The sequence below is a fragment of the Colwellia sp. RE-S-Sl-9 genome (genome assembly GCF_048296855.1).
Lineage (GTDB): Bacteria > Pseudomonadota > Gammaproteobacteria > Enterobacterales > Alteromonadaceae > Pseudocolwellia.
Window position 1 is genome coordinate 4,536,926 of record NZ_CP182631.1, and the last position, 13,167, is coordinate 4,550,092.

Here is a 13,167-nt window from a genome sequence, read left to right on the forward strand (position 1 = left end):
TAAGATAAATAACATAATTATCAAGATAAACAGCGTGATTAATAGACAAATATTGTTTTAACTAAATAAATATACATAAAAACTGTGTAAATATACAGAGTAATCAATTTATTTAATAGGCTATTTTATTGGATTTAAAGGGGGGGTTATAGATGATTAAAATGGATTATCTCTATAATTAGCCCTATCTACATACCGATAGGGCTGTGCTAATTTTTAACTAATGAGCTTGTTTTTTTAGCGTACGATAATGGTGTAAAAGAGGCTCTGTATAGCCGCTTGGCTGGCTTTCCCCTAAAAATACGAGTTGTGTTGCTGCTTCAAAAGCTAAACTATTATCTAAATGATCAGCAATGGGTACATAAAGCGGATCGTTTTTATTTTGTTCATCTACTATTTTTGCCATTTTAGTAAAACTTTGCATCACTTGTTCTTTAGTACAAACATTGTGCTTAATCCAGTTGGCTATGTGCTGACTAGAAATACGTAATGTAGCTCTATCTTCCATTAATGCAACATTATTTATATCAGGCACTTTTGAACAGCCAATGCCTTGATCTATCCAGCGTACAACATAACCCAATATGCCCTGCACGTTGTTATCTATTTCATTGATGATTTCTTCTTCAGACCAGTTAATTTCATCTGCAAGTGGGATAGTAAGAATATCATCTACTGAAGCAGGTATTCTTTTTAATAATTTTTTCTGGACATCAAATACGTTTACCTCATGATAATGCAGAGCGTGTAGCGTTGCTGCTGTTGGTGAAGGGACCCAAGCTGTTGATGCGCCTGATTTTGGGTGGTCAATTTTAGAGGTAAGCATGTTTTTCATTTGATCTGGAATGGCCCACATGCCTTTACCTATTTGTGCTTTACCGCTAAACCCACAGGCCAAACCAATATCTACATTGTTGTTTTCGTAAGCGCCAATCCATACTTTGTTTTTAATTTCTGCTTTTCGAGCAAAAGGACCAGCACACATAGAGGTGTGTATTTCATCACCGGTTCTATCTAAAAAGCCAGTATTAATAAATACAACACGTTCTTTAGCTGCATAAATACATGATTTTAAATTAATACTGGTTCTACGTTCTTCATCCATTATGCCCATTTTTATTGTAAGCTTAGGCAAAGACAGCATGTGTTCAACACGTTCAAATAATGTATTAGTAAAGGCGACTTCTTCAGGGCCATGCATTTTAGGTTTTACAATATAAATTGATTTTTTGCGAGAGTTTTTAATAGTTTGGCTGTTTTTAATATTATGCATAGCAATTAATGAAGTAATAACGGCATCAACTATACCTTCAGGTACTTCGTTATTGTGTTGATCTAATATTGCAGGTGTTGTCATTAAATGACCTACATTACGAACAAACATTAAACTACGACCTTTTAAGATAATTTCATTATCACTTAGGCCTTGGTATATTCGATCTTTTGCCATTACACGTTTTATGCTTTTACCATTTTTAATAATAGATTCTTCTAAATTACCTTTGTTTAAGCCTAGCCAGTTTTTATAGGTAGTAATTTTATCTTCAACGTCTACTGCAGCTACTGAATCTTCACAATCCATTATGGTGGTTAATGCTGACTCTAAGGTGATGTCGCTTATGCCTGCTTTGTCTGTTTTAGCTATTTCACTTGCTGAATTAAAGTTGATTTCAAAGTGCAAACCGTTTTGTACAAATAGCAATGCTTTGGGTGATTGGATTTCACCTGTATAGCCTTTGAATAATTGGGGTGTTTGAAGCTGAGTTGTTTCGTTATTACTAAGTTTGGCGACAAGGCTATTGTCAATGACTTCGTATTTAACTACATCACTATGGCTAGCATTTGCTAAAGGAATTGTTTTATCAAGAAAGTCTCTTCCAAAGGCTATTACTTTATTACCACGTAGTGGATTGTACTGCGTTGCTTTTTCAGCGCCGTTCTCATCAGATATTATATCGCTACCATATAATGCATCATATAAACTTCCCCAGCGGGCATTTACTGCATTGAGTGCAAATCGAGCATTCATTACAGGGACTACAAGCTGAGGGCCGGCTAATATTGCTAATTCATCGTCTACGTTTGATGTTGAAATATTAAAATTTGGTGCTTCTGTAGCGATGTAGTTTATTGCTTTTAAGAACTGTTTATATTGTTTGAAGTTAAATAACTCGCCTGAATTTTCTTGATGCCATTGATCAATTTTTTCCTGCATGCTTTCTCGTATAGCGAGTAAGTTTTTATTTATGGGGCTTAGGTCAGTTATAAGCTTAGAGAAATCCCTCCAAAAAGTGTCATTGTTAACATCAATTCCAGGTAGAACTTCATGGGCAATAAAGTTATAAAATTTTTCATCTATTTGTAAATTATCAATATTTTTTCTAGTAGACATGATTTTTATCCATGGTTGTATTGATGTTGAAATGATTCATTATTTCTTTCAAAATTTATTTCTTTTTCTAAGGTAATGCAATCTATGCTAACTGCATTAAATTTTAAATTTAACTTAAATAATATGTTTTTATTTTAACTGTTTGTATTTTAATGTTTTAATTTTATTTTGTGCTTTTTATTTAAATTCATGATAAGTATTATTCATTGTGTGAATTTAAACTTTGTTTTTTGTGGTCTCTCATGAATGTAAGTCGATAAATTTCTAGTTTAAAATTTTTAATAATTACTTTTTAAATCGTTAAATAAAGTAAAAAAACATAAAAGGAATTAAAAAAGGGCTTACTATTGCTGTAATTACAGCTGATAAAATTAAAGCTAAAGATCCATAAGCAGAATGTTCGTAACTGATCTTACTTATCGTTGCTGTGCCTAGTGCATGGCTTGCTGCACCAATTGCTAAACCTTGGGCCTCAGCAGATTTTACATTAATAAAATTTAGCCAACTAGGCCCTAATAATGCGCCAAAAAAACCGGCAAGAATAATAGCAAATGCTGTGATTGCGCTATTACCGTTTAATGCCTCTGTAAGCGATATTCCTATGGGGGTAGTGACTGACTTTAAAGATAAAGACACTGCAATTTCTGGTATAGCAATAAGCGACATTGTTAGTAACATACTTACAGGAATAACAATAAATACACCTAATGTTAATAATAATACGATGACTTTCCATTGACGTTTTATCGTATGTAATTGCTGATATAAAGGAAAACCTAGTGCAACTACTGCAGGCTCTATAAGATTAGTCAGTAGTTGTGTTGATTCAAAGTATTGCTGAAATGGCATATCTATATAAAGTATAAATATTGCAATAACAAAAATAGATAGCAACAAAGGGTTTATCCATATAGCTTTTGATTTAATCTGCATTTTGGTAAATGCTTGGTAAATGCCTATCGTAGATACTATAAGTATGGTTGATAGTACTACTGAAGGTAATTGATCTATAAGCATAGTTTATATTACAAAGATGTCGAGTGACTTGTTGTTTGTGTATTATTTTGCTTTTTCATTGTTCTCTCAAAAAGTAACCCAACAATGGTAAGCAGAATAAATGTACTCATAAATATAATAAAAACGATAGCTAGGCCGTGTTGTTGAATTAATTCGAAGTGTTCAATAATTCCAACCCCAGCAGGAACAAAGCAAATACTCATATTTTTAATGGCCCATTCAATACTTAATTTTATTCTATCTACAGATAATATTTTAAAATGCAACAGTAAGGTAAAACATATTAAACCATACAAACTAGAAGGTAATCCTCCAATGAGATAGACGGTAAGCTTTCCTATAACGACACAGCCTGTAACAGCTAAAATACTATAAATAATATCTTTCATTATATGGAACCTTATTGAATAACTTTAATTAGCATTCTGACGCTGCTTCAACAACAAGTTGTCTAAACCATATGTGGCTAGCATCGTGATGTAAAAGTGGGCTCCAAATCATTTTAAGTTCAATATCTGGGATATCGAAAGGAGGGCTAACAATCGTGTAGTTATTATCGTTCTTATGTAGCATAGCTGCTTTAGTTGGTAATGTTGCAACTAAACCATCTTCATAGGCTAATTGCATGGCTACATGGTAGTTACGAGTGAAAACTTTTATATCTCGTTTTTTGCCAAGTCTCGCTAATGATTCATCTACCCAACCTAGTTTTTGTACGTCTTTAGGATCCATTCCTACACCTACACCAAAACCTGTTTTAGATACCCAAACATGCTTAGATGAGAGGTAACTGTTTAAGTTAAACTTAGCAACTACTGGATTATCTGCACTTAATAAACAAGAAAATGTATCTCGCCATACCGTTTTTTGATGGAATGATTGAGGCAGTTCATCAAAGCGGTTAATGGCCATATCAATTTTACCTGCTTCAACGTCATGAAACGTTACATCACTTGGTGTCATTATATCAATAGTCACGTTGGGTGCTATTCTATTAACTTTTTTAAGGAGGATAGGTAATAGAGTAGAAGCTGCGTAGTCGCTAGCCATAATTCTAAAAACACGTTGACTCTTTTCAACGTTAAACTCTTCTTCACCTTGTAGTGCTTCTTCTAGCTCTAATAAAATTTTTCTTATAGCAGGAGCTAAAGCTCTTGATCTCTCCGTAGGCACCATTCCATCGGAAGTTCTCACTAGAATCGGATCATTAAATAAAGTTCTTAATCGCTTTAATCCGTTACTCATAGCAGGTTGAGTAATATTTAATTGGCTAGCTGCCCTTGTTACGTTTTTCTCTCTTAATAACACGTCTAAATAAATAAGAAGGTTTAAATCTATTTTTGAAATATTCATGATATTAATAGCCCGTAGTTAAATTATAAATGAAGTATATTTCATTTGTATCTAGGTACATTAAGTCATTTTTTAACTTAATTTACTTTTTGGTTTTTATACGCCTGTTTGAAAATAATGTATTTTTAATTAACTATTGTAATTAAAGGTTTTAATTATTATTTTGTATAAAAATAATACGTTGTATTTATTTTAATGATGGTAGGGATAGATTATATATATTTAGTAAATGTTTGTCGATCAATTAATCTTTGTGTTGTTAGTTTTGTATTGTTTCAGTTGTTACTACATAACATCAACTGATTTTAATCATAAATTCTAATGCTAAGTTTTCAGTAAACTTACTTAGATAAATATAAAAAATTGGAGATAACCATGTCTACTTACCAAAGTGCTATTGAGGCAGTAAAAAAAATTAAGTCACAAGCTGGAGATTCTTGGGATGCTATTAACCCAGAATCAGTTGCACGTATGAGAATACAAAATAAGTTCAAAACGGGTTTAGATATCGCTCAGTATACTGCGAATATCATGCGTGCTGATATGGAAGCTTATGATGCTGATAGCTCTAAATATACGCAATCTTTAGGTTGCTGGCATGGTTTTGTTGGTCAACAAAAAATGATTTCTATCAAAAAACATTTTGGTGGTAAAACAGATCGTCGCTATTTGTACCTTTCTGGTTGGATGGTTGCTGCGTTACGTAGTGAATTAGGGCCTCTTCCTGATCAGTCTATGCATGAAAAAACTACTGTAGCTACCTTAGTTAAAGAGCTTTACACTTTCTTACGTCAAGCTGATGCGCGTGAATTAGGTGATCTCTTTCGTAAACTAGACAACGCAGATGAGGCAGATAAAGCGGCTATTCAGTACCAAATTGATAATCATGTTACTCATGTTGTGCCTATTATTGCTGATATTGATGCAGGTTTTGGTAACGCAGAAGCTACATATTTAATGGCTAAGCAAATGATTGAAGCAGGTGCCTGTGCACTTCAAATTGAAAATCAAGTTGCTGATGAAAAACAATGTGGTCATCAAGATGGAAAAGTGACGGTGCCACATGCTGATTTTCACTCTAAGATCCGTGCATTACGTCACGCTTTCTTAGAGTTAGGTATCGATAATGGTATTATTGTTGCTCGTACAGATTCTGAAGGTGCTGGTCTTACTAAAGAGATCGCAGTCGTTAAAGAACCGGGTGATCAAGGTGATCAATATAATTCTTATCTCGACGTTGAAGAAGTTGATGTAGCTAACATGGCTGAAGGTGATGTATGTTTTAACCGAAATGGTAAAATTGTACGTCCTAAGCGTTTACCTTCTGGTTTATATCAGTTTCGTGAAGGTACGGGAGAAGAGCGTTGTGTATTTGATAGTATTGAAGCTATCAAGGCGGGAGCTGATCTTCTTTGGATTGAAACAGCAACACCAAATGTTGCAGATATTACCGCTATGATGAATGAAGTTCGTAAAGAAATACCAAACGCTAAGCTTGTTTATAATAACAGCCCATCATTTAACTGGACGCTTAACTTCCGTCAGCAAGCTTATGATGCCATGGTTGAAGCTGGTGAAGATGTTTCTAGTTATACTCGTGCTGATTTAATGAATGTTGAGTACGACAATACTGAGTTGTCTAAACGAGCTGACGATAAGATCCGTAGCTTTCAATCAGATACTTCTCGCGATGCCGGAATCTTCCATCACTTGATCACACTTCCTACTTATCACACTACAGCATTATCAGTAGATAATTTAGCTAAAGAGTACTTTGGTGATGCCGCTATGCTGGGTTATGTTGAAGGTGTACAACGTAAAGAGATACGTCAAGGTATCGCCTGTGTTAAGCATCAGAACATGTCAGGATCTGATATTGGAGATGATCACAAAGAATATTTTGCTGGCGAAAATGCACTTAAAGCTGGTGGTGAGAAAAATACGTCTAATCAGTTTTAGTTTTTTATACCGACTGTATAAAAAGCAGACAATAAAAAACCGTACATTTGTACGGTTTTTTTATAAGTAGAATTACGAAAAAATATGGTTTTAAAAACTATACACTAGCGTAATAGCTGTTTGGGTATCTGTTCTTTCATTACCCTCTGCAACTTCAGTATTATGGTCTATTTTAAATGAAAACTTTAACTGTAATGTTTCAATTAATTTAGTGGTAATTGAAGATTCAGCTTTATACTTACTATTTTCACCTGATTTTGGCGCATATTTAGCACTTAATGTTTGTTTAAATTGAACAAAGTTATTTATTTTTCTTAAATAAAGTACTTGAGCTTGAACAATAAATGCACTGTTAGTTACGTCACTATCTTTTAATACGTCACGCTTATAACCTGGACCAATATCTGCGAAAAAAGAAGCGACTTCTGTTTTATACCATTCACGACCCCAACCAGCCGAAAGTGAACTTTGGCTATCAAAGTTGCCTGTTTTACTATCTTCATAAGCTAAGTCACCATATACATAGCTTTTTTTAGCTTTATTTAAGGTGTAATTGGTTTTTGATTCAATGGTCCACTTTTGATCTGTGGTTTCAAAGTTTTCAGAGCCGTCAGCTTGTATTGTATCTGCTTTTTTGATTAATAAGTCAAAAGCAAGTGTGCTACGCCATAAATCTTTTTCGTATTTTAAATCGTATCCGGCCTTTAAATCGGTACTTCTTGTATTACCTGATTTAAAAAGCATACCTAATTCAGCAGATGATGTTATTGCTGACTTTTCAGCTGGCTCAGCAGCTAAGGCTACTGAGCTAGTTAATGTTAAGCCAAGAGACGCGGCTACAATTAATTTATGGTCCATATTAGTCTTCTTTATTCATGTGCAAACCCATTTGTGGGTAAGGGATTTCAATGCCAGCTTCGTCTAGAGACACTTTAATTGTTTCTAATAATTCAAAGTATACTGGCCAGTAATCTGCCGATTTAACCCAAGGACGAAGCACTAAATTTACAGAACTATCAGCTAGTTCACTTACACCAATAGTTACAGCCTGATCTTTTAATACTAATTCATGTTCATTTGCTATTTTAGCTAATATTTCTTTAGTTTTAGCAAGATCGGCGTCGTAGCTTACACCAATAACTAAATCGATTCTACGTGTAGGTTTAGTCGAATAGTTAGTAATTGTACCGCCAGTAATTGCTGAATTTGGAATAATGACTGTTTTATTATCACCAGATCTTAACTGTGTAGAAAATATGTGAATTTCTTCAACTACGCCTGCAGTACCCGCTACTTCTACAAAGTCACCACTTTTAAACGGTTTTAATACGATAAGTAATACACCTGAAGCAAAGTTAGATAAAGAACCTTGAAGTGCTAAACCAACAGCTAAACCAGCAGCACCAATAATAGCGACTAGAGATGTTGTATTAAAGCCCATGTGAGAAATAGCAGCAATAATAGAAACGAAGAATATTAGGCTAAATAAAATACTACCTACAAAGCTTGAAACGGCTTTATCAATATTCTTAGCAAGCATAACTTTAATAATCGTATTACTTATAAGTCTTGCAACCCATTTACCGATGACGATGATCGCAATAGCGATAGCAAAATCAATTAAATATTGTAGAAATAAGCCTTGGTTTTCTGAAAACCATTTGTTGATCATGTCCATGTGTTTATCCTTTAGTTGTGTATGTTTTTTATTTTAGAACAAAAAGAGTATATAGCATGTTTTTTATTATAAAAAGGTAGGGGATGAAAAAATGTTAATATTTTGTTAAATATTTTTATATGGTTTGGGATATTGTTCATCAGATAATAAAAAAGGGTAAATATAAAAATTATATTTACCCTTTTTATAGTTCAAACGCTGCTGAATTTAACTATTATATTTTTTACACATATTATCTAGCGATACAGGATTGATTTTACTGGCATTACCAGCAGTTCCAAAAGCTTCGTATCTATCTTTACAAATAGAGTGCATCGCCTTTACTGACTGCGCCAAATATTTACGTGGATCAAATTCAGCTGGGTTTTCAGCCATATAACGTCTAATTGCACCTGTTGAAGCTAAACGTAAGTCAGTATCAATATTAATTTTTCTTACGCCGTTTTTAATACCTTCTTGAATTTGCTCAATAGGTACACCGTATGTTTCATTAATAGCTCCACCATTTTCGTTGATGATAGCTAACCAATCTTGTGGTACTGATGAAGAACCATGCATAACGAGATGAGTATTAGGTATGCGTTTGTTAATCGCTTTAATACGATCAATTGCAAGAATGTCGTCAGTAGGTGGGCGAGTAAATTTATAAGCACCATGAGATGTGCCACATGCAATAGCTAATGCATCTACATTAGTTTTAGCCACAAAGTCGGCGGCTTCTTCAGGATCTGTGAGCATTTGTTCTTTATCTAATATACCTTCAGCTCCAACGCCATCTTCTTCTCCAGCCATACCTGTTTCTAAAGAGCCTAAACAACCCAACTCTCCTTCTACAGATACACCACAAGCATGTGCTATTTCTACTGTTCGTCTAGTTACATCTACATTATATTCATAACTCGAAGGGGTTTTTCCGTCTTCAAGTAATGAGCCGTCCATCATAACTGAAGAGAAGCCTAACTGAATAGCGCGTTGGCATATAGCAAGTGAAGTGCCGTGATCTTGATGCATTACAACAGGAATATGTGGGAATTCTTCTATGGCTGCTAGTATTAAATGTTTTAAGAATGGGGCTCCTGCATAGGCTCTTGCTCCAGCGGAAGCTTGTAAAATTACAGGGCTATTTGTTTCGTTAGCAGCGAGCATAATAGCTCTAACTTGCTCAAGATTATTTACATTAAATGCAGGTATTCCATAACCATATTCCGCCGCATGATCTAACATTTGACGCATAGAAATTAATGCCATTACAACACTCCTAAAGTTTAAATAGACTTTTGATTGGTTTCGTTTCGAAACAAAATATGTTTCATGGTGTAATTGTATCAGAAAAAAATACACATTAGCATAGCGAAATTTTGGGATGTAATGCTATGAAATCTATGTTTTAAGCTTTTTATGGGAGAATGTACTAATTTTACAACAATATTTGATGATAAAGATGGTTTTTGTATGTTTCGTTTCGAAATTTATGTAATTTTACAACAAAAGCTGTTTTAATTTTTTATATTTTTTTTGGCTTTTAAATTTATATATTTTATAAGGACACAAAAATATCTATGTATACCGGTTACCAATCGAGAGGCTATTTCAGAGTGCTTGAGCGATATCAATTCAAGGCACTGCTTTGTAATAATGGCGTCCCCTTATAAAAAGCACTGTTGATGAAGTGATTTTGCTCAAGCGCTTCTTCGATGGGTCTAAAAACAATTTATGCTTCGTTATTAACTTTAGTCGGGTTCCTACATGGATCTAGGACATTAGGGGAAAGCAGGAGTAGTTACCGAGAATAACCATAACGTAAACTTAATGCCTTGCATACATGGATGTAGACCTTAGATTAAATTTGGAGCGTAAAATCTGTGCCTAAATTGTTTTTAGTTCCCACTGAAACCTGCATCTTGAATGATAACGGGTATATATTAGTGCGCGTTGACCTTTTGGGTTTAAATTTTATTTAAATGAACGAGTAAAGCAACGCTAGTTGGGTATTTCTGCTGCGTTATCGTTTTCTTAAGTAGAATAACCACGTATTAAAAAACGAAGCTTTACATAATAACAAAACTAGCTAACCTCAGCTCGGGATAAGCAAAGTTACTCAACAAGCTATTTTTATGCCTAACTTCGTTGAATTTATTACTAATAGCTAGCTATTAGATAGAAAAATTCGCCTTGTTATACACAAAAATATCAATGTTGAGAGACGAATATAACTTAGGAAAACAACGGTACAGGTTAAGGTTTTGATAAATAATAATTTTAATTCATTATCTAACATTCATTAACCCGAGTTGAGGTTAGCTATTGCAAAAATATACCCCTGAGGTCACACGTTTTAGTTTGTTTATTAAAAAAGTTTGAAGATTAAGATAAATAAAGAAGTGTTTAGTATAAATGTTAAATTGTAATTCAACCTGTTTCGATTATATGAAACAGGCTGAATTAATTATGCTTTAGCAAGTAATACTATTTACCGCGTTGCTCTAAAATTTCAACAGCGGGTAATACTTTGCCTTCAACAAACTCTAAAAATGCGCCACCGCCTGTTGAGATGTATGATACTTGATCTGCAAGGTCAAACTTATCAATAGCGGCTAAAGTATCGCCACCGCCAGCAATTGAAAAGGCATCACTTTCAGCAATAGCTCGAGCAACGATTTCAGTGCCTTTAGCAAATGCATCAAACTCAAATACACCACATGGGCCATTCCAAAGAATGGTTTTTGCATTTTTTAATATTTCAGCTGCTTGTGCTGCTGATTTAGGGCCGTAATCGATAATTTCTTCGTCGCTTGTGATTTCGCTTGGATCTTTAACGGTTGTTACCGAATTATCGTTCCATTCACTAAAGCCTTCTTTTGTTGTTGTTACGTCTTGAGCAAAAATAACTTCAGTTTCTCTACATAAGCGTTGTGCTTCAGGAATCAGGTCTTTTTCGTATAACGAGTTACCTACTTCATGACCGGCAGCGGCAACAAATGTATTTGAAATACCACCACCAACAACAAGTACATCGGCAATTTTAGATAACGCATCTAAAACTGTTAATTTAGTAGAAACCTTTGAACCACCTACTACTGCAACTAATGGGCGAGCAGGGTTATCAAGTGCTTTACCTAAAGCTTCTAATTCAGCTGACAGTAAAGGACCCGCAGCAGCGACAGGAGCAAATTTAGCTACGCCATGTGTAGAAGCATGAGCGCGATGAGCAGTACCAAAAGCATCCATAACAAAAACGTCACATAATGCGGCTAATTTTTTAGATAGAGCTTCGTCGTTAGCTTTTTCGCCAAGGTTAAAACGTATGTTTTCAAATACAACCAGTTCACCAGCAACAGATTCAACACCGTTTAAGTAATCTTTCTCTAACCTTACTGGAAAGTTCAATGCTGCTGCTAAGTAGTCAACAACAGGTTGTAATGAAAATTCGTCATTAGCTTCGCCTTCAGTAGGGCGTCCTAAATGTGACATAACCATCACTTTAGCGCCAGCTTCTAAAGCTAGCTTTAACGTTGGTAATGCCGCTCTTAAGCGAGCATCAGACGTAATTTTTCCGTCTTGAATTGGTACGTTTAAGTCTTCTCTAATAAGTACACGTTTTTGTGATAAATCTAGATCGGCCATTTTAATAATAGACATTTTGGATCCCTATAATTTGTTAAATTAAAATTGTTAAATTAAATTGTTTATGTGTAGCTTTGTTTTAAAGATACTTAGCCATAACGCTTGCGGTATCTAACATTCTGTTAGCAAAGCCCCATTCGTTGTCACACCATATTAATAGTTTAACTAGGCGTTTATGACTAACACGTGTTTGGTTACCATCGACGATACATGAATGTGGATCATGATTAAAATCAACAGAAACTAACGGTTCTTCGGTATACCCTAATATGCCTTGTAGGCCATTATTTTTACTGTTCTGTATTGCTTGGTTAATTGCTTTTATATCAACATCTTTAGATACGGTTAAGCTTAAATCCATTGCTGTTACATTTATGGTTGGTACTCGTACGGCAATGGCTTCAAAACGGCCTGAAAACTTAGGTAATATCCTCTCAATACCAACAGCAAGTTTAGTATCTACAGGAATAATAGAATGACTTGCCGCTCTGGCTCTTCTTAAATCAGGATGATAAGCATCAATAACTTGTTGATCATGCATTGAAGAGTGAATAGTGGTTATTGTTCCACTTTCAACACCAAAAGCATCATCAATAGCATTAATAACAGGTACTACGCAGTTAGTTGTGCAAGAGCCATTAGAAACAATATTATGTTTTTGAGATAAAAGGTGGTGGTTAACACCATAGATAATAGTCGCGTCAACTTCTGCATCACTTGAAGCAGGGTGTGAATACAATACTTTTTTCGCACCTTGTTTTAAGTGTTGTTCACCTTGATCGTATTGATCAAATTTACCTGTACATTCAAGTACTATATCTACTTGGTGTTTAGCCCAAGGAAGACTAGATAATTGTTTTTCGTGAGATAAGTGAGTGAGTTTACCATTTATTAGTAAATGCTCATTGTGAAGTTCTACAGGAAAAGAGAAGCGTCCGTGAGTTGAATCGTATTTTAATAAGTGAGCAATACCTTCGGGTGTTGCAATTTCATTAATAGCGACCAGATTAAATTCATCTGATCTATTGCTTTCAAATAAAGCGCGAGCAACGTTGCGACCAATTCTTCCAAAACCATTTATGGCGATATTTATAGACATAGAAACTACAAAATAAAAAAGAACCTGAAAAACAGGTTCTTTTGT

The 13,167-nt window shown here is 34.5% G+C and carries 10 protein-coding genes; 1 reads left to right on the forward strand and 9 read right to left on the reverse strand.

The features are described from left to right. Positions 1-220: 220 nt before the first annotated feature. The 4 genes from ACM9HF_RS19785 to ACM9HF_RS19800 all read right to left on the reverse strand — a co-directional run bounded on the left by ACM9HF_RS19785 (position 221) and on the right by ACM9HF_RS19800 (position 4,762). A complete protein-coding gene (locus tag ACM9HF_RS19785) occupies positions 221-2,392 on the reverse strand; it encodes a malate synthase G (protein WP_473613260.1) in 2,172 nt (723 codons plus the stop codon). A 300-nt stretch (positions 2,393-2,692) separates the two neighbouring features. After that, entirely contained in the window at positions 2,693-3,409 is a 717-nt protein-coding gene (locus ACM9HF_RS19790; protein ID WP_473613261.1) for an LrgB family protein, read from the reverse strand. Positions 3,410-3,417: 8 nt separating this feature from the next. Beyond that, positions 3,418-3,798 (reverse strand): CidA/LrgA family protein, encoded by a 381-nt coding sequence (locus ACM9HF_RS19795; RefSeq protein ID WP_473613262.1) that lies wholly within the window; start codon positions 3,796-3,798, stop codon positions 3,418-3,420. Between the two features lie 28 nt (positions 3,799-3,826). Then, the gene (locus ACM9HF_RS19800) at positions 3,827-4,762 is read right to left on the reverse strand and encodes a LysR family transcriptional regulator (protein WP_473613263.1); all 936 of its coding nucleotides are present in this window, start codon (positions 4,760-4,762) and stop codon (positions 3,827-3,829) included. A gap of 375 nt (positions 4,763-5,137) precedes the next feature. On the opposite strand from ACM9HF_RS19800, the gene ACM9HF_RS19805 reads away from it, so the two are divergent. Beyond that, on the forward strand, positions 5,138-6,721 hold the full coding sequence (locus tag ACM9HF_RS19805) for an isocitrate lyase (protein WP_473613264.1): 1,584 nt from the start codon (positions 5,138-5,140) through the stop codon (positions 6,719-6,721). 90 nt (positions 6,722-6,811) lie between these two features. Here the strand turns inward: ACM9HF_RS19805 and ACM9HF_RS19810 are convergent, their stop codons facing one another. The 5 genes from ACM9HF_RS19810 to epd all read right to left on the reverse strand — a co-directional run bounded on the left by ACM9HF_RS19810 (position 6,812) and on the right by epd (position 13,122). Then, positions 6,812-7,579 (reverse strand): DUF481 domain-containing protein, encoded by a 768-nt coding sequence (locus ACM9HF_RS19810; RefSeq protein ID WP_473613265.1) that lies wholly within the window; start codon positions 7,577-7,579, stop codon positions 6,812-6,814. Position 7,580: 1 nt separating this feature from the next. Continuing rightward, on the reverse strand, positions 7,581-8,399 hold the full coding sequence (locus ACM9HF_RS19815; RefSeq protein ID WP_473613266.1) for a mechanosensitive ion channel family protein: 819 nt from the start codon (positions 8,397-8,399) through the stop codon (positions 7,581-7,583). A 207-nt stretch (positions 8,400-8,606) separates the two neighbouring features. Continuing rightward, positions 8,607-9,647, reverse strand: coding sequence for a class II fructose-bisphosphate aldolase (fba, locus tag ACM9HF_RS19820; protein ID WP_473613267.1), 1,041 nt, complete (start codon positions 9,645-9,647; stop codon positions 8,607-8,609). Between the two features lie 1,218 nt (positions 9,648-10,865). Next, entirely contained in the window at positions 10,866-12,038 is a 1,173-nt protein-coding gene (locus ACM9HF_RS19825) for a phosphoglycerate kinase (protein WP_473613268.1), read from the reverse strand. Between the two features lie 64 nt (positions 12,039-12,102). Continuing rightward, on the reverse strand, positions 12,103-13,122 hold the full coding sequence (gene epd / locus ACM9HF_RS19830; RefSeq protein WP_473613269.1) for an erythrose-4-phosphate dehydrogenase: 1,020 nt from the start codon (positions 13,120-13,122) through the stop codon (positions 12,103-12,105). Positions 13,123-13,167: the final 45 nt, after the last annotated feature.